General features: G+C 70.0%; 15 protein-coding genes. 6 read left to right on the top strand and 9 right to left on the bottom strand.

Features of this window, described 5'->3' with window-relative positions; all coding sequences use genetic code 11:
* Nucleotides 1–12: 12 nt before the first annotated feature.
* Both ACZ6NZ_RS08165 and ACZ6NZ_RS08160 read left to right on the top strand, forming a co-directional pair.
* Nucleotides 13–975: an AraC family transcriptional regulator gene (locus ACZ6NZ_RS08165; RefSeq protein ID WP_465856933.1), complete on the top strand. Its 963-nt coding sequence runs from the start codon at nt 13–15 to the stop codon at nt 973–975.
* Nucleotides 976–1,118: 143 nt separating this feature from the next.
* Nucleotides 1,119–1,625, top strand: coding sequence for a nucleoside deaminase (locus ACZ6NZ_RS08160; protein ID WP_465856931.1), 507 nt, complete (start codon nt 1,119–1,121; stop codon nt 1,623–1,625).
* A 10-nt stretch (nt 1,626–1,635) separates the two neighbouring features.
* Here ACZ6NZ_RS08160 and ACZ6NZ_RS08155 read toward each other — a convergent pair whose 3' ends face one another.
* Together ACZ6NZ_RS08155 and ACZ6NZ_RS08150 are read right to left on the bottom strand one after the other, a co-directional pair.
* Nucleotides 1,636–2,187: a hypothetical protein gene (locus ACZ6NZ_RS08155; protein ID WP_465856929.1), complete on the bottom strand. Its 552-nt coding sequence runs from the start codon at nt 2,185–2,187 to the stop codon at nt 1,636–1,638.
* Nucleotides 2,180–3,988: a hypothetical protein gene (locus ACZ6NZ_RS08150; protein ID WP_465856928.1), complete on the bottom strand. Its 1,809-nt coding sequence runs from the start codon at nt 3,986–3,988 to the stop codon at nt 2,180–2,182. The genes ACZ6NZ_RS08155 and ACZ6NZ_RS08150 overlap by 8 nt, the downstream gene beginning before the upstream one ends.
* A 326-nt stretch (nt 3,989–4,314) precedes the next feature.
* Here ACZ6NZ_RS08150 and ACZ6NZ_RS08145 point away from each other — a divergent pair, with 326 nt between their 5' ends.
* Nucleotides 4,315–5,343 (top strand): glycoside hydrolase family protein, encoded by a 1,029-nt coding sequence (locus ACZ6NZ_RS08145; protein WP_465856926.1) that lies wholly within the window; start codon nt 4,315–4,317, stop codon nt 5,341–5,343.
* 15 nt (nt 5,344–5,358) lie between these two features.
* Here the strand turns inward: ACZ6NZ_RS08145 and ACZ6NZ_RS08140 are convergent, their stop codons facing one another.
* Nucleotides 5,359–5,694: a winged helix-turn-helix transcriptional regulator gene (locus ACZ6NZ_RS08140; RefSeq protein WP_465856924.1), complete on the bottom strand. Its 336-nt coding sequence runs from the start codon at nt 5,692–5,694 to the stop codon at nt 5,359–5,361.
* 141 nt (nt 5,695–5,835) lie between these two features.
* On the opposite strand from ACZ6NZ_RS08140, the gene ACZ6NZ_RS08135 reads away from it, so the two are divergent.
* Nucleotides 5,836–6,750, top strand: a complete 915-nt coding sequence (locus ACZ6NZ_RS08135; RefSeq protein ID WP_465856922.1) for an NAD(P)-dependent oxidoreductase — start codon at nt 5,836–5,838, stop codon at nt 6,748–6,750.
* Here ACZ6NZ_RS08135 and ACZ6NZ_RS08130 read toward each other — a convergent pair.
* Together ACZ6NZ_RS08130 and ACZ6NZ_RS08125 are read right to left on the bottom strand one after the other, a co-directional pair.
* Nucleotides 6,715–7,614, bottom strand: coding sequence for an NAD-dependent epimerase/dehydratase family protein (locus ACZ6NZ_RS08130; RefSeq protein ID WP_465856920.1), 900 nt, complete (start codon nt 7,612–7,614; stop codon nt 6,715–6,717). The two genes, ACZ6NZ_RS08135 and ACZ6NZ_RS08130, sit on opposite strands and share 36 nt — an antisense overlap.
* Before the next feature lie 53 nt (nt 7,615–7,667).
* Complete coding sequence (locus ACZ6NZ_RS08125; RefSeq protein ID WP_465856918.1) at nt 7,668–8,645, bottom strand: phosphotransferase family protein; 978 nt, start codon at nt 8,643–8,645, stop codon at nt 7,668–7,670.
* A 178-nt stretch (nt 8,646–8,823) separates the two neighbouring features.
* On the opposite strand from ACZ6NZ_RS08125, the gene ACZ6NZ_RS08120 reads away from it, so the two are divergent.
* The gene (locus ACZ6NZ_RS08120; protein ID WP_465856916.1) at nt 8,824–9,243 is read left to right on the top strand and encodes a PPOX class F420-dependent oxidoreductase; all 420 of its coding nucleotides are present in this window, start codon (nt 8,824–8,826) and stop codon (nt 9,241–9,243) included.
* Between the two features lie 59 nt (nt 9,244–9,302).
* Here the strand turns inward: ACZ6NZ_RS08120 and ACZ6NZ_RS08115 are convergent, their stop codons facing one another.
* Complete coding sequence (locus ACZ6NZ_RS08115; RefSeq protein ID WP_366609350.1) at nt 9,303–10,187, bottom strand: bile acid:sodium symporter family protein; 885 nt, start codon at nt 10,185–10,187, stop codon at nt 9,303–9,305.
* A gap of 146 nt (nt 10,188–10,333) precedes the next feature.
* Here ACZ6NZ_RS08115 and ACZ6NZ_RS08110 point away from each other — a divergent pair, with 146 nt between their 5' ends.
* Complete coding sequence (locus ACZ6NZ_RS08110) at nt 10,334–11,659, top strand: glycoside hydrolase family 18 protein (protein WP_465856914.1); 1,326 nt, start codon at nt 10,334–10,336, stop codon at nt 11,657–11,659.
* Between the two features lie 64 nt (nt 11,660–11,723).
* On the opposite strand, the gene ACZ6NZ_RS08105 is transcribed toward ACZ6NZ_RS08110, so the two are convergent.
* From ACZ6NZ_RS08105 to ACZ6NZ_RS08095, 3 genes are all read right to left on the bottom strand, one after another.
* The gene (locus tag ACZ6NZ_RS08105) at nt 11,724–13,985 is read right to left on the bottom strand and encodes a hypothetical protein (RefSeq protein WP_465856912.1); all 2,262 of its coding nucleotides are present in this window, start codon (nt 13,983–13,985) and stop codon (nt 11,724–11,726) included.
* 11 nt (nt 13,986–13,996) lie between these two features.
* Entirely contained in the window at nt 13,997–16,090 is a 2,094-nt protein-coding gene (locus tag ACZ6NZ_RS08100) for a hypothetical protein (RefSeq protein WP_465856910.1), read from the bottom strand.
* Between the two features lie 195 nt (nt 16,091–16,285).
* Nucleotides 16,286–16,642 carry an effector-associated constant component EACC1 gene (locus tag ACZ6NZ_RS08095; protein ID WP_465857404.1) on the bottom strand — a complete coding sequence of 119 codons (357 nt, stop codon included), beginning with the start codon at nt 16,640–16,642 and terminating at the stop codon, nt 16,286–16,288.
* Nucleotides 16,643–16,775: the final 133 nt, after the last annotated feature.

Here is a 16,775-nt window from a genome sequence, read left to right as displayed (position 1 = left end):
CGGAGGTGTCGGATGGACGCGGTGACGGTCCGCACGGACGACGTCGACCGGGCTCGCGCCGAGGTGGGCCGGGTCTTCTGTCCGCACCGGCTCACCCCGGAGGCGGGCGTACGCAACGTCCACCTGCGGATGGCGGCCCGCCGGGCGGGCGCGGTCGGCATCATCGACCTCGACTACGGGCAGGCGGTGCGCATCCAACCGCCCGCGCTGGAGACGTTCTACCTCGTCCAGATCCCCACCGCCGGGAGCACGCTGGTCCGGCACGCCGGTCAGACCGTGACCTCGACTCCCGACGTCGCCTCGGTGCTGTCCCCGTACGACTCCTCGGACATGCGCTGGTCCGAGGGGTCACCACACCGGATCTTCTACGCCGACCGGCGAGCCGTCGACCGGGAACTCGCCCGCCTCCTGGGCCGCCCGGTGGACGAACCGATCCGCCTCGACGCCGGCATGGTGATGACCACGCCGACCGCGCAGGCGTGGGCGCGCGGGGTGACGTTCCTCGCCGACGAGCTGTCGCGGCCGGCCGACGCGTCCCTGTTCGACAATCCGCAGGTCGCCGACCGTTTCGCGGAAGGGCTGATCGGAAAACTGCTGCTCGCCCACCGGCACAGCCACTCCGACCTGCTGACGGAGCCGGCCCACCACCCCAACCCGGGGCGGCTCGTCCGGCGCGCCTGCGCCCTGATCGCCGATCACCACAGCGAGGCGCTGACCGTCGGTGACATCGCGGAGGCGCTGCGGGTGAGCGTCCGCAGCTTGCAGGACTGCTTCCGCCGCGAGCTGCGGACCACCCCGACCGCGTACCTGCGGGCCTGCCGCCTCGACGCGGCCCACCGCACGCTCCGCTCGGCCGCGCCGGGCACATCCGTGACCACGGTCGCGCTCCAGCACGGCTTCCTCCACCTCGGCCGGTTCGCGACCGAGTATCGGAGTCGGTTCGGTGAGCCGCCGTCCGCGACCCTTCGGCGCTGACCAGACCGTCGCGCGTCGTGCCGTCCCGGGCGTGGGACCACTGTCGGCGGGTCCTGTGCTATTACCGACGCACCTGCCTTGCGACACCCCCGTGTGAGCGTCAACGCTGACCGGACACCGAACAACCCGCGAAGGATACGACGATGCCGGCAAGCCTCAGCCCGACCGACTCGGAGTTCCTCAGCCGGGCGATCGAGATCTCGCGATACGCACTCGAAGACGAGGGGAAGACCCCATTCGGCGCCATCGTCGTCATCGGCACGACGGTCATCGCCGAAGGCACCAGCAGCGTGGTCGAATCACGGGACCCGACCGCGCACGCCGAGGTCATGGCCCTCCGTGGGGCCGGCAGGAAGCTTCAGCGCCACCTGATGCCCGACGCCACCATGTACGCCAGCAGTGAGCCGTGCCCGATGTGCCTGGTCGCCTGCTACTGGGCGCAGATTCCACGGCTCGTCTGCGGCGCTTCGAGTCACGATGTCGGCACCTACGGATTCGAGGACCTTCAGCTCTACCGCGAACTGACCGTCGAATCCACCCAGCGCACCCTGCGCGTCGAGACCGCAGAGGGCCCGCTTCACGACCAGGCCGCCGCAGTGCTGAAGTCATGGGCGGCCCAGTTTCCGCAACCGGTCGTCCCGAAGTTGTGACCACTGCTGGTCACGTCATGATGCCCACCCACAGCGGGTTGCGGTCGCTGTACGGCCCGACGACGTTCATCTCGTGCGGGTCGAGCACGATCAAGCCGTCGGCGGCCCACGCTTCGAGCACCTGGTCCGGTGGTGCAGAGTCGATCCAGATCCCGTCCGGTGGGGTAACGGTCGCCTGTCGTCCCGCCCTCGGAAGGATGACAAGCCGGATCAGGTAGTCACAGTCCGGTGGGTCGTTGCGGTTCATGCTTCCAGCCGCGCCGACGTAGGCCAGTTGCCGCCGCACCCTGGCTACCCAGTCCTCATGCTCGAGCTTGGCCCGTTCGTACCCGACTTCGCCGCCAAGGTCGCTCGGCGGGTCGTAGTGCAAGAGCCGGCGGATCGCGATGCCCCGTGGGGCTCTCAGCAGCCGCCGGAACAGTGCCAGGTCCAAGGCGTCCCGGACACCGGCGGTCGCCGGGTCGACGAGCCAACGATCCGCCAGTTGGACGATCCAGACCGTCTCGGCCGCCTCGACCGCGTTCGTGGCTTCCACCCACCGCGTATCCCTGTCGTCAGTCACGGGCCAGCACCTCCACGACGATGCTCATCAGCTCCCTCTCCTGCTCCGGTCGCGAGGGCAGCAGCCGCCGAGCGCTCGCCGTCCAGATGGCGGCCACGGGCTCCGCCGGGGTGGACGCACGGAGGCTGAACCGGGCCTGCTGCAGCGCCCCACCCAACAGGGGCGGCGGCAGCCGACGCAGAAACGCCTCGGCCTGCGGCGGTCGGTGCAGCGCCAGCCGGATCAGCGCGGCCAGGACGACCGCTCCAGGGCGTTCACCCAGGGACCGGATGGGAATCCGGCTCGGCTCAGCGTGCTGGACGTACGCGTCCTGGACGACATTCTCCACGCACCGTCTCGTCGGCGCGCTGAGCAGCGCGTCGGCGACCCAGTCGAGCGCGGCGTCCTCATCGGCGAGGCAGTCGTAGGTGGCGAACATCGTCAACTGGCTGCGCAGATAACGCTTGTCGGTCGAGTAGTTCGCATCGGATTCCCAGCCCGCGGGCGGGACGAAGTTGCGGTTGCGAAGCCCCGCGATCACGGTGGCGGCCAGGTCGAGGCTGACGGTACCCAGGCCGCCACACCCGGCGACGAGGGCGCTCGCCGTGGCCGAATGCTCCCCGAACGGCCCGACCCGCCGCTCGATCTCGCTGAAAACGCAGGCGTCGTCCCAGTAGTTGCCAAAGAACTTCTCGCCCGTCAGCACCTCGCAGAGGATGTAGAGCCCAACCCCGGCCTGGCTGCCGCCGAACTCGCACAGGGTCGACAACCACAGCATGGCGGCGCGAGGATCACTGAACCCGTACGGCCAGGGGTCGTTCGGTGCCCGGAACAGGCCAGGCGGGTCCGGGTCGACGAATTGCACGATCCGCTGCCGACCTTGGCTCAGCGCAATTCCGATCTGGCGGCTCCCCGGGTCGCCCGGGTCGGTCTGCAGACGCTCCTGAGCGCACTGCTGCAGCCACGCGATCACGCGGCACACCTGCCCGAGGGCCACTGCGGCAGCCACCTCGTCCCGCTCGGTGGCGGTCCGATTCGGGAACGTCAGCTCGCTGAGCCGCCAGCTGGTCTGCAGCACACCGCGCACCAACGGCGGCACCGCCGCGCGAGCCGCGTCGCCGGTAAGCGACTCGAACAGCACCGACCGACCCAGCCGCTCCAGCAGGTGGGTGAGCAGAGCCAGCCGGTAGCGTGCCTGATCGGCGGTCCGATCGTCCGGGCATCCGTCCACGATCTCGGTGACCCGCGCTGCGATCTCGGCCACGTCACCGCGATCGATCGAATATTCGATCTCGTCGTTCAGGTCGGTCAACTCGTGGTGCTCCATCGTCGGCGTGCCGTCAGCCGCCGCCCGATGCAGTCGCCGGGTGGCCAGCCTGATCAGAATCCTCCGGCGTCCCGCCGCCGACCGGAACCGCATCAGGACCCACAGCGAGTCAAGCCCGAAGCCGAGCTGCACGACCGTGAGCACCGCCCCGACTGCCGCGAGACCCGAGTGCGACCAGATGTCGCCCGCCGCCGCACACGTGATCCCGACGGTGGCCGTCGCCAGCCAGGACGTTGCGGCCATCGCCCGCATCAGGTCACTGAAGGACGGCCACCGGGTCTGCGGCGTGATCGTGACCGCGAACACGATGGTCACCGCCGTCAGCATGGCCGAGAACAAACCCAGGTCGACCTGCCACACCACGTCAGCCTTGTCAGCCGGTGGTCCGACGTTGCGCAGCACGTACACCGCACCCATGCCCCCGGCGACCGCGATGATCGCAGCCCTGACGACATGCCGCCGACTGGCCAGGAACATCGATCGAGCGGGCGGCATGCGATCTCCGTTGCAGACACTGACCAAGGGGGCCCAGAACCTACCAGCGTTGCTCGATCTCCGGGTACCGTCAGTCCATTGAGCCAGCGGTTGCGGTCGGACGGCCCGGACCACGTGCATTCGGTGCCGCGCCGACGACGAAACTGTTATCCGGGTAGGGCTGGCGAGTCTCCTGAGGTGAGGAGTTGGCGGGTTCCCCCGCCAGCGCGGCATGGAACAGTGCTGCGACCACACACGAGGGAGTCGAGACGATGCGCGCAACCGGCCAGGGTGCAGCGGACGCCGCAAGGGGAAATCGGGGCGTCCACGCGGAGCCCCCACGCGGGGTGCTCGGCCGCCTCCCGATCGGCGCGCGGCGGCTGCTGTGGCCGCTCCTGGCGGCCGCCGCGGTCGCCGTACTGGTGACGGGTGTGATCGTCGTGGTGCAGCCGACCGGGCCGACGCCCGCCCCGGCGGCGACGCAGGCGCTCGACGCGCCACCGTCCGCCAGCCCGCTGCCGGGCACACCCGCCGCGACCACGCCCGCCGCCACGGCGAGCCCGACGGGGACGGCTCCCCCGTCGACGCCGGCGGCGAAGCCGACAACCCGGCGTCCGGTCGCCCCGGCGGCCACCGCGGTGACCTCCAAGCGCAAAGGCGTCGGCGTGTGGACCTTCGACGGCGTCAACCAGGCGTTGGCCAGCTCCGGGGCGAGTTGGTACTACACCTGGGACGTGAAGCACCAGGGCGTCACCAGCCCGCAGGGCACCGAGTTCGTCCCGATGATCTGGGGAGCGAAGAGCGTCACCGCGAGCAATCTGCAACAGGCCAAGCAGAACGGCCGTTACCTGCTCGGCTTCAACGAGCCGGACCTGAAGGGTCAGGCCGAGATGACCGTCGAGCAGGCGCTTGAGCTGTGGCCGCAGTTGCAGGCCACCGGCCTGCCGCTGGGCAGCCCGGCGGTGGCCTGGGGCGGCGACCGGCCGGGCGAGTGGCTCGACCGGTTCATGGCCGGGGCCAAGCAGCGCGGCTACCGGGTCGACTTCATCGCCCTGCACTGGTACGGCGGGGACTTCACCACGGCCAACGCGGTCAACCAGCTCAAGTCGTACCTCCAGGCCGTGCACGACCGGTACGACCTGCCGGTCTGGCTCACCGAGTTCGCCCTGATCGACTTCTCCAACGGCGTCCGTTTCCCCACCCAGGCACAGCAGGCGGCGTTCCTCACCGCAGCGACGAAGATGCTGGGTGGGCTGTCCTGGCTGCAGCGGTACGCGTGGTTCGGCCTGCCCGCCACCGACAAGGACCAGACCGGCCTGTTCCGCACCGGCAGCACCGCCACCGCCGTCGGTCGCGCCTACCAGGCGGCGCGCTGACCTCGCGGGGCGTCGTCAATCCCGCGGGATGGCCTCGATCGTCGCCAGGTGCCGCTCACCCCAGTCGCCGAGTGGGATCAGGGCGTCGTTCAGGGACTGACCGAAACCGGTCAGCGAGTATTCGACCTTCGGCGGCACCTGGTGGTAGACCTCCCGGTGCACCAGTCCGTACGCCTCCATGTCACGTAGCTGCTCGATCAGCATCTTCTCGCTGATCCCGGTGATCCCTCGCCGCACCTCGGCGAAGCGGCGAGGGCCCTGGTGCAGTTCCCACAGGATCAGTGCCTTCCACTTACCACCCACCATGTCCACCGCCGCATCGAGACCACACGTGTAGGTGCGCTTCTTCATGGCCCCTCCGCTCACCAAAAGGTAGGTACCTGAGGAAATAGTAAGTACTTGCTGCCTCCCACAGGGCGGACGAAGGATGGGATCGGCCCGTCGAACAACCGTTCCGGCGTCAGTCCGTCCCGTCTCTTGAGGAGCATCTCCATGTCCGATCACGTCCGTCCCCCGGTCACCGTCCTCGGACTCGGGCCGATGGGTCAGGCGCTTGCGGCCGCGCTGCTGGCCGCCGGGCACCCCACCACCGTCTGGAACCGGACGGCGGCACGGGCCGACCCACTCGTGGCTCGCGGGGCACGGCGGGCGACGACCGTGGACGAGGCGATCCGAGCCAGCCCGCTGACGCTCACCTGCGTCATCGACGACGCGGCGGTGCGCGAGATCGTCGAACCGGCCGCCGACGCTTTGAAAGGTCGCACCCTGGTGAACCTCACGGCCGACACGCCAAGTCGCGCTCGGACCATGAGCGAGTGGGCGGGATCGCACGGTGTCGACTACCTCGACGGCGCGATCATGACCCCCGCCCCCACCATCGGCGGATCTGACGCGCTCGTGCTCTACAGCGGCCCCGAGGACGTCTGGCAGAGACACCGGCCGACCCTGGCGAACATCGGCGGATCCGCCGACTGGCTCGGACCGGAGCCCGGCCGAGCCGCCGCCCACGACATCGCGCTGCTCGACCTCTTCTGGTCGGCGATGAGCGGTGTCGCCCACGCCTTCGCACTGGCCCAGGCCGAGCACATCAGCCCGACCGCCCTCGCTCCGTACGCCAGGGGCATCGCGGAACTGCTACCGGACCTGGTCGACGACATGGCCCATCGGCTGGTCACGGACGAGCACACCGCCGACGTCTCCGCCATCGCCTCGGCCGCCGCCAGCATGGCCCACATCGTCGAGGCCGCCGAGGAGCACGACCTCGACGTCGGCACGGTGCGGGCGGCCCACGCGGCGGCCCTGCGGGCGATCAACGCCGGCCACGGCGCGGACGACTTCTCCCGGATGCCCCGGGCGTACGCCGTCGGGGAGTCAGCGGCCCCGGCCGTCCACGTGGTCTCGCCATGAGTGCCGCGGCTCGTAGCCCAGCACCCGGCGGGCCTTATCGATGCTGAGCAGGGTCTCGTGCTCACCCAACTCCTTGCGGATCTCGACGCCCGGGTAGACCTCGGCCATCAGGCTGGCGCTGGACCGGCTCATGACGGTGTCGGCGTTGGCGATGACGAAGACGTCGGCTCCGGGCTGGTCGTGCGCGAGCGCGCGCTCGACCGCCTGGGCCCCGTCGCGGGCGTCGATGTAGCCCCACAGGTTCCACCGGCGCAGCTGCGGGTCGGCGTCGAACGAGGGGAACGGCGGGTAGTCCTCGACGTCCATCACGTTGGAGAAGCGCAGACCCACCATGACCAGCTCCGGGTCCCAGCGACAGAAGTGCCGGGCCATCTCCTCCTCAAGTGCCTTGTTCAACGAGTACGTCGACTCGGGGCGCGGCGCGTACTCCTCGTCGACCGGCGCGTACGGCGGCGGTGTGTCGAACGGCAGCCCGAGCACCGTCTCGCTGGACGCCCAGACGACCCGCTTGATCCCGGCCGCGCGGGCGGCGGCGAACACGTTGTACGTGGCGGCGGAGTTGTTCGCGAACGTCGTCGCGTTCGACATCAGACCGGGGGCCGGGACCGCCGCCAGGTGCACGACCGCGTCGACGCCGCCCGCGTGCTCGTCGGCGCCTCCGGTGAACGCCTCCACCACCTGCCCGTAGTCGGTCAGGTCGACCAGGAGGAATTCGCCGTCCACGTCGCGGGGGTCCCGACCGCCGGCGCGGTCCACCGCCAGCACGTCGACACCCGCGGCCCGGAGGTGGGCGACGACGGCGCGGCCGAGCTTTCCGGTGGCGCCGGTGACGACGACACGCCTGGGCAGTGCGGGGATGCTCATGACCACATCCTTCCCGGCGACGAACTGCGCCCTGACGGCGGTACCGCCAGACGTCAGATCGCCGCCAGGGCCTTCGCGATGTTCCACTCGGCCAGGTCCAGCATCCACCTGCGGTTCGGGAAGTCGTTGTCCGCGATCCGAAGGGGGCCTTCGATCAGCGACAGGACCTGGGCATACCGGTAGAACTCCAGACGGTCGGGGTCGAGCGCGACCGGGCGCAGCGCGGGGTACGCGTCACCGAAGCGCATCTGCAGCCAGGCATGCTCCCACTCCACGTCGAAGAACGTTAGCCCTTCGATGTCGACCATCACGGGTTCGCCGGAGGGCGTGACGAGCACGTGGTCGGGTCCGAGTTCGCCGTGCACCAGCCCGTACTCCTTGCGGTTGCTGATCGCTCGGCGCAGGTGGCGGACATGGTCGGCGATTCGATCGTGGGCGTCGGCGAGCCGGGTGTCGCGGGCCGCCACGGCGTCGAGGTGCCCGAGCGCTCGGTCCTGGATGATGTCCGCCGCGCTGCGCACCTGGGGTGCCGCGTCGTGCGCGATGGCGGCGAGTCTGCCGTACTCGGACCCCCGGGTGGTGTGCATGCGACGCAGGGTGGCACCGAGGGTGGACAGCGGCGTCGCGGCCGCGGCCGGGTCCTGTTCCAGGAGGGTTTCGAGCGTCACCCCACCGACGTCCTCGACCACCGCGAGGTCGGCTGGGTGGTAGCGGCCGTCGCGGTCGAGCATCAGCAGCCGTGGCGTCCGCACGTCCGCCGCGGTGAGGGCGGCGTGGTTGACGGCGAACAGTTCGGCGCCCGACGCGTCGGTGAACGGGTCGTCGGGGACGGCCGGCCCCGGGGGCCAGTAGTTCTCGTCGGCCGCCCAGACGTAGAGAATCACTGTCGCCTGGTCGTCCAGTCTGAGCCGGTAGACGCCCTTCTTGCTGCCACCGGTCAGCCGGACCAGATCGACAAGTCTGCGGTCGGTGCCGAACTGGTCCACCACCAGGTCGCGTACGTCGTCGGGCTTCAGGAATGTCCGTGTCATGATCACCTCTCCGCGTGGTGCCCGGCGATGCTTCCCGACGTATCGACCTCGCGCAATCGAGTTGTCACTGCTCCCGGGCCCACCGGCCAGGACCACCCCGTTGATCCCGTTCTCAGAGCGATCGGGGCGTCTGCTGCGTAACGTGCAGGGGTAAACGTTGTCGCGACGAGGAGACTTCATGTCCAAGCCACCGCTTCCCGAGGCCGCGATCGCCATGCTCCGGAAGCCGAACCCGGCAGTGATGACCACACTTCGCAATGGTGGTCAGCCGGTGTCCGCCGCCACCTGGTACCTGTGGGAGGACGGCCGGATCCTGGTGAACATGGACGAGAGCCGCCGCCGGTTGGAGCACGTCCGCAACGACCCCCGGGTGTCGCTGACCGTGCTCGACGAGGCTGGTTGGTACACCCACGTCAGCATCATCGGGCACGTCATCGAACTGCGCGCCGACGAGGGCCTGGCGGACATCGACCGGTTGTCGAAGCACTACACGGGCAACGCGTACCCGCGCCGGGAACGCGCCCGGGTCAGCGCTCTGATCGAGATCGACCGCTGGCACGGGTGGGGCGAGCAGAAGGACAACAACCAGGTCGGCTGACCGTTGCGGTCCGCTCTGTCGCCTCGACGGCTGCCGTCGGGGCGACAGGGCGCCGGCCGTCAGGGCGTCAGGGCGGGGGCGGACCGGGCGCCGGCGCGGTTCACCAGGTAACCGAAGGCCGCCGCGGTGAAGAACATGACGATGCCGTAGACGGCTCCGGGGATCGCCATCTGGGTGCTGTTGAGCAGCGCCGGGCTGAGCGCGATCGTGATGGCCAGGGTGCTGTTGTGGATGCCGATCTCGAAACCGGCGGCCGTCGCGGCGCTCCGGTCGACACCGGCGAGGCGCGGCACCCCGTACCCGATGGCGAGGCTGAGCAGGTTGAAGGCGAGCACGGCCAGGCCGACCGAGACGAAGTAGTCGGCGATGTTCTCCCGGTCGCCGAGCACCGCGCCGGCGATCACCGCGACGAGTACGACGACGGAGAAGATCCGGACCGGGCGGTTCAGCCGCTCGGCCACCTGCGGCACCCGCGCCCGGATGAGCATGCCGATCGCGACCGGGACGAGCACGATGGCGAAGACCTGGAGCACCTTGTCGAACTGCAGGCCGATGCTCCTGCCGTCGGGCAGGAAGTACGCCGCCGACAGGTTGACCAGGATCGGCAGGGTGAACACGGCGAGCACCGAGTTGATGGCGGTCAGGGTGATGTTCAGGGCCACGTGCCCGCCGAACAGGTGGCTGTAGAGGTTGGCGGTGGTGCCGCCCGGTGACGCGGCGAGCAGCATCATGCCGACGGCCAGTTCGGGTGCCAGGTCGAACGCGAGGACGAGGCAGAAGCAGATCGCTGGCAGCACGAGCACCTGGCAGACCAGGGCGATGACGGCGGCCCGCGGGTGCTGGGCCACCCGGCGGAAGTCCGCCATGGTGAGTCCGAGACCCAGACCGAGCATGATGATGCCGAGGGCGACGGGTAGTCCGATCAGTGTCAGGGCGGAGTCCATGGCACAACATCGTTACCACCGGGTAACGCCTTCACAATCCCCCGTGCGGACGGACGCCTCTTGACCGCAGACGGTGACCGGCTTAACTTCATCAATCAGATAAGTCTCTTAACTAATTCTGTTTGATGTCTCGTGGGAGTGTGCCGATGCGACCATTCCGTCACCGCCGTCTCGCCGCCGTCGTCGCTCTGACGACCCTGCTGATCACCGCCGCCCCACCGACCGCCGCGAACGCGGGCGGCAAACCGGAACGCGCCGGCTACCACCGGGTCGGCTACTTCACCCAGTGGGGCATCTACGGCCGGGCCTTCCCGGTCAAGAAGCTCGAAACCTCCGGGGCGGCGAGCCGCCTCACCCACCTCAACTACGCCTTCGGAAACGTCACTGAGGACGGTCGCTGCTACGTCGACGGTGGGCCGGGTGAGGGCGACGCCTGGGCCGACTACCAGCGCCCCGTCCCCGCCGAGGAGAGCGTCGACGGTGTCGCGGACGCCCCGGGCCAGGCGCTCAACGGCAACTTCGGCCAACTCGCCAAGTTGAAGGCCAAGCACCCCAAGCTGCAGGTGCTGATCTCGCTGGGCGGCTGGAGCTGGTCGACGTACTTCTCGAACGCGGCCGCCACCGACGCGTCCCGCAAGGCGTTCGTCACGTCCTGCATCGACCTCTACCTCAAGGGCAACCTGCCGGGCACCACCGCCGGTGCCGGGGCCGGCGTCTTCGACGGCATCGACCTCGACTGGGAGTGGCCCGGCTCGGACGGTGAGCCCGGCAACGTCATCCGCCCCGAGGACCGGGAGAACTTCACCAAGCTGCTCGCCGAGTTCCGCCGGCAGCTCGACGCGTACGGGCGCACGACCCGCGCGCACCACCCGCTGACCGCGTTCCTGCCGGCCAGCCCGGCCACCATGGACGCCGGTTACGAAGGCCGCAAGATCTTCAAGTACCTGGACTTCGCCACCGTGCAGGGGTACGACTTCCACGGCGGCTGGGACGCACGGGCCAACCAGCAGTCGGCGCTGCGCGTCCCGGCGGGCGCCCCGGACAACCCGGACTTCTCCGTCGAGGTTGCCATCGACGGGTGGATCGCCCGAGGAGCGCCGCGCGACAAGCTGGTGCTCGGCATCCCCTACTACGGTCGCGGCTGGACCGGCATCACCGGCGGCGGCAACGGTCTGTTCCAGCCGGCCACCGGGCCAGCGCCGGCCACCTTCGAGGCCGGCTACGAGGACTACAAGAACCTCAAGACCCTGGCCGGCAACGGCTACACCGTGCACCGCGACCTGCGCGCCGGGCACGCCTGGCTCTTCGACGGTACGACATTGTGGACGTACGACGACCCGGCTGTCGTGCTGCAGAAAACGCTCTACATCCGACGGGCCGGCCTGGGCGGCGCCATGATCTGGTCGCTCGACGGCGACGACGACAACGCCACGCTGACCAAGACGATCGGCCTCGGTCTGACGACCTGGTAGCCGTACCCGATCCATCCGGCCCGCCGCCGGCCGATTCGTCGGCTGGTGGCGGGCCGGCACTGCGTCACGCCGTCGGGCTGCTGTTACCCGACGTGCCGAGGTGGATGTCGACGTCGGCGGCCCCGGTCATCTGGTCGTACGCCCTGGTCTTGAGCCGGTTGGTCTGCACCTCGCCGTCGAGCAGTGCCGCCCGCAGCGCCTCCGCGTCCGTGATCTCCCTGCTGGTGACCGCGTCGGCCGCGGTCGTCGCACCCTGCACGACCTCCAGGTGAGTGCCGTCGGTGGGCATCAGCTCGGCCCACTTGGCAAGGCAGTAGACCCGCTCCGGCACCTCCTGGCACTCGCTGCTCAGGTCGGGCATCTCGTCGCCGGTGCCGAGGTGACTGGTGCGGAACGCGGCCAGTTCGTCGACGAACGCGGCCAGTTGCTCCTCCACCGCCGGCGCGAGCCGGGTCGCCACCGCCTTGCCGAAGATCCACCGCAGCGCGGCAAGCTCCATACCGGCCCGCACCGGGAGGTAGAGCTTGGCCCAGCTGGCGTTGAGGAAGTCACTCGGGTCGCGCTCGGGGGCACGGGCGTCACCGGCCGACCACCAGCCGGGGTACGACACGAACGAGGCGCGCTCCCAGTCGAAGACCCGGTGCCAGAAGTCGATCTCCCACGCCTCGTCCCGCACACTGGCCGGGAAGTGCGCCTCGACGATCTGCGAGACCATCTCGTTGACCGGTGAGTAGCCGCCGCGCAGCCGCGCCTCGAACTCGTCCCCGGCCTCCTCGGCCGCCGCCAGCACCGCGTCGCGGGTGTCCTGCCAGTCCTGCAGATCCGTGAGATAGCCCGCCACCAGCGCGTTGTACGCGGCGTCGTCGGCATTCTGGTCGACCAGTGTCGGGGTACGCCGGAACGTGGCGGCGAGCTGCACGTCGGCGCCGGGACCGGCGAGCCAGCTGGCCGCGCCGACGTGGATGCGCACCCGCAGCGCGGGCTGACCGTTGGCGTCGGTGACCACCGGAACGCCGACCACCCGAGCCGCGATGCCCGACGGCGGCCGACGGGTGATCAGGTTGAGGCTCTGCCGGATGCTCTCGATGTCGCCGTCCCACTCCCACCCGCTGTCGAAGGTGACGTCGATGTCGTAGTCGGCGCTCATGTCGCCGGTGAAGCCCCACTTGTCGAGCGTGACCACCGGGGAGTGGATGGTGCGGGTCTCCACGGCGGCCGGCACGCCGGGTGCCGGGCGCACCGGCTTGACCGGCATGGTGGGCAGCGCGGCGAGAGCGTTGTCTCTGATCCGCTGGCGCCCGTCGGTGATCTTCTTGGCGAACGCCAGCGCCGGGTCCTTCACCGTCGGCGCCCAGCACACCCGGGCGCCGTAGCGTTCGTGGGCCAGCTCCAGGCGTTGCAGCACCTTGAAGTAGTGCAGCGTGATCGGCGTCACCCGGTTGGGATTGCGGACGGTCCGCTTCGAGGTCGACTCCATGCCGGTCTCGCTCACCAACTTGAAGTCGGTCTTGTGCTGGGTGCGGTAGCGGGCGGCGACCTTGGAGGTGGCGGTCTGACTGTCCTTCACCGCGCGGCGGCTGGTCTCCTGGCTGGCCGCCGTCACGCTGCGCGTGTAGCCGATCGTGTGGCTGGCGTTGAAGGTGCCCCAGACGCCGGTCGGGCTGGTGTACTGGCCGGTGTGGCTGGCGTTGAGCCCCCAGGTGTCGGTGAGCGACTTCTGCCGCTCGAAGCCCTCCTGCAGTTCCGTGGTGAGCGCGCTGGTCAGCTCGACGTCCGTCTGCCTCTCGGTCTCGGCCTGCTCCTCCAGGGTCAGCTCACGCTTGGTGTAGGTGCGCTGCTCCAGCACCGCCTCCTCGCCGGGCGCGAGCGCCAGCGCGTAGACGTGCTCGCCGAGCGCGAAGCCCACCGGCCGGATCCGGGTCCGGTCGAGGAACGCGATGCCCACGTCGGACTGGAGCAGACCGGCGACGAACTCCGCCTCCTGGTCACCGAGGATGCTCTGACGCCGAGCCGGCGGCTCCCGGTAGATCATGCCGGAGTCCTGCCCCGGCAGCGCCGCGTCGGCGGCGTCCATGTCGTTGGCCTTCCACAGCCCCGACAGACCGAGTTCCTTGAGCAGGTGCGGCAGCCGGTCCTGGGACAGCCCGCCATACCGCATCGCCTCGATCAACGCCTGCTTGACGTAGAAGGGCAGCAGGGGCGTCTGCCCGTCGTCGAAGGTGAGCTGGACCGGCACGAAGTAGTTGGAGTAGACGTAGCGGTCGGAGTGCGCGGTACTGAACCCCAGCGTCGCCAGGTCCGCCTCGGCGACGACGACTTCACCCATCGGTGCTCCTTCTAGAGTGGCAGTTGGTAGAGAGCGTGCAGACCCTGGTAGGTCATCTCGTGCGAGGTGACGAAGAACCCGGGAAACAACTGACTCAGGGCGGCCTGTCGGACGACGGTCTCCCGCACCGCGTGCGCCGTCAGCTCCTCCAGGCCGGCGACGACCTCAGCCGGCACCCCGCCCTTGCTGGCCCGCCGGTAGGCGTCCGCGATCGCCTCCCAGCGACCGTCGAACGCCTCGCCGAGGTCGTCGGCGACCGTGCCCCACGTCTTCTCGAAGCGCTCCAGCTTCGTCGACGCGGTCCAGTCCACGTTGGTGACCCGGGCCGCCTCCGCATCGACCAACAGCAGGTCGCTGCGAAGCTCACCGACGGTGGTGGACGCCTTCCAGCCGAACCGCTCGGCGAGGTGGGTGGCCAACGCCTTCTCCGCGCCGGCCGCAGCCGGGCTCCTGGTGAACCCGACGAGACGCAGCAGCAGGTCCCGGTCCGGGTGGCTGAGCAGGAGCTGGGCGACCGTCTGCCGGAGCACCGCGTCGGAGCCACGCAGGGCCGCGGCCAGCTCCGGGTTGGCCGCGCGGACCGCCTCGACGACGGTGGCCAGCGACTTCTCCGCGAACGGCTGCAATCCCGGTGAGCGGGCGACCAACTGGGCGGTCTCGGCCGCCATCCGCCGGTGTACCTGTTGGCCGAGCCGCCAGGGCTGCGCCTGCCCGGCCTTGCGCAACGCGCGGAACTCCTCGTACGCGGCGGTCTGCAACGCCCGGTTGAACACGGTGGTCAGGCGCTGCTCGAGCTGACGGGCGATGGCAGCCCGCACCGCGGCGGCCCGAATGTCGCGGGGGGTCTTGGGGGGTTTGAGCTCGCGCAGGTCCTCGACCCGCTTGATGATCTCGTCGAGCGCCTGGTTCAGTTCCGCCCGGGTGGCCGAACGACCGGCCGACGACACGGTCTCCGACATGCACGCCATCAGGACCGGCTTGCCGTCGGCGCTGATCAGCGCGCTGAGCCGGGCGCCCGCACCCGCCCCGGCGAACGCCTCGGCGTGTGCGGCCTGGTTGAACACCGTCAGGGTCAACTCGGCGTCGACGAGCAGCGCCCGGCCCTGCCGGAACAACGCGTCGAGCACCTTCGGGGGGAACAGGGTACGCAGCACCGCCAGGCCCACCTGCGGCGTGGCGAGCAGTGCCGCCCGGCCGATCGCGACGAGCAGCGCGGCGATCTGGGTGGTCAGGAGACGGACCTCGGCGGCGGCCTCCCGGGCGCCCACGATCAGCAGCGGCACGTACCGGATCGCGGCGCGCACCGCCACGCCACCGAGTAGCCGGACCAGGTGGACCAGGCCGGTCAGCACCTGGAACAGGTCGCCGGCGATCCGGCCGAGCAGCCGGCCGGCGGCGAACGGGTCGAGGTCCTCCAGGTGCCGCCCGAATTCCGTCGCCCAGCCGCGCCAGAGCGTCAGCAGCCGCTCGGGCACTGTGCTCGGGTCCAGCGCGGCCACGACGCCGGCCAGCGCCTCGCGGACGACGGTGGCCTGCTCGGCTAGGCGTCGCAGGCCGGCCCGGGGGTCCACGGTGAGCACGATCAGAGTGGTGAACTGCTCCTGCTGGAGCCGACCGACGAGCTGCACGAGTTTGCCGAGGTCGACCACCACGGTCGCCAACGACTCCCCGACGCCCACCAGGAAGCCGTCGAGGAACAGCTTCGGATTGATGCCGTTCCAGGCCGCGTAGTGGCGCATCGCGTCGAGCAGCGCCGGGTCGAGGCCGAGCAGGAACCGGCGGAACGCGCCGTCCGCGTCGACGTCGGAGGCCGCCAGGTCGAAGAACTCCTCGGTCAGCCCGAGCCTCGTCAGCATCGCGACCAGGTCCCAGACGTTGTCGGCGGAGATCCGGCCGGTCATCGCCTGCAACACCCGGTCGCGGGTCATCGAGCGGGTGGCGTGCGCGTCCACCCAGTACCGTACGGTCAGCGCGACGAACTCCACCCGCGGATCCTGGGTCCGTGCCCCGTAGACCGCCGCCCGGTTCTCGGCGGACACCCGCGGCACGCTGAACCAGTCCCGGATCATGACGGTCTCGCCCGTCGGTTGCCCCAACGTCCCCACCTCCTCCGGCGCAGTGCACTGTCCGGGCAAGGGGATTCGGGCGGTAGCGCTGGGTCGAGAACCCGACATCGATCCACTTCGGAGCGCGGGATCGGGTCACGGTGCGGCGATCGATATCGGTCATCGTCGAGGCGATTGACGCATCGACGACTGTTGGGTGCGGGCAGCCGGTCGACCTGGTCAGGTCGAAGCGGCTCAGCGGTCGTTCGTCTCGACCCTCGGCCGGTGATCGGCCGGAGCACGCACCGCGCTCGCGATGAGCGCCGTCACCTGATCCATGTCACGAGCACCGCGCACGTCCAACTCGGCCGACCAGCCGTCCGCACGGGTGAGCCGCACCGTCACGTCGTCGCGGCGGTGGGTCAACCAGCCGGCGATCGCCTGCACCAGCACCATGAGGGCACCGCCATCGTGGACGGCGACCACCAGCACGTCGGTGGCGGCCGCGGCGGGCGCAGTGGTCACACCCTCACGCAGCCGGTCCTCGGCGCGAAGCCAGGACCCCAGAGAACGTCGAGCATCGGCAGAGGGAAGATCCGGACAGACCGACAACGTGATCGTCTCCTGAGACGCGGGCAACGTCTTCTCCTTCCGGCGAAGGCCAACCCCACTGCGTCATCCTGCCAGCCGGCGTGACCATCGGCAGCCCGCGCAGTCACCGGAGTCGATCAGAGCTTGACCGTCG

The organism is Micromonospora sp. NPDC047756, assembly GCF_055587245.1.
This window is presented reverse-complemented; position numbering and strand designations above follow the sequence as displayed.

Bases quoted from the DNA above. Each gene is read 5' to 3' on its own strand.
- ACZ6NZ_RS08165 (WP_465856933.1), top strand. From the start codon at position 13: ATGGACGCGGTGACGGTCCGCACGGACGACGTCGACCGGGCTCGCGCC.
- ACZ6NZ_RS08160 (WP_465856931.1), top strand. From the start codon at position 1,119: ATGCCGGCAAGCCTCAGCCCGACCGACTCGGAGTTCCTCAGCCGGGCG.
- ACZ6NZ_RS08150 (WP_465856928.1), bottom strand. From the start codon at position 3,988: ATGCCGCCCGCTCGATCGATGTTCCTGGCCAGTCGGCGGCATGTCGTC.
- ACZ6NZ_RS08140 (WP_465856924.1), bottom strand. From the start codon at position 5,694: ATGAAGAAGCGCACCTACACGTGTGGTCTCGATGCGGCGGTGGACATG.
- ACZ6NZ_RS08135 (WP_465856922.1), top strand. From the start codon at position 5,836: ATGTCCGATCACGTCCGTCCCCCGGTCACCGTCCTCGGACTCGGGCCG.
- ACZ6NZ_RS08130 (WP_465856920.1), bottom strand. From the start codon at position 7,614: ATGAGCATCCCCGCACTGCCCAGGCGTGTCGTCGTCACCGGCGCCACC.
- ACZ6NZ_RS08125 (WP_465856918.1), bottom strand. From the start codon at position 8,645: ATGACACGGACATTCCTGAAGCCCGACGACGTACGCGACCTGGTGGTG.
- ACZ6NZ_RS08120 (WP_465856916.1), top strand. From the start codon at position 8,824: ATGTCCAAGCCACCGCTTCCCGAGGCCGCGATCGCCATGCTCCGGAAG.
- ACZ6NZ_RS08115 (WP_366609350.1), bottom strand. From the start codon at position 10,187: ATGGACTCCGCCCTGACACTGATCGGACTACCCGTCGCCCTCGGCATC.
- ACZ6NZ_RS08110 (WP_465856914.1), top strand. From the start codon at position 10,334: ATGCGACCATTCCGTCACCGCCGTCTCGCCGCCGTCGTCGCTCTGACG.
- ACZ6NZ_RS08105 (WP_465856912.1), bottom strand. From the start codon at position 13,985: ATGGGTGAAGTCGTCGTCGCCGAGGCGGACCTGGCGACGCTGGGGTTC.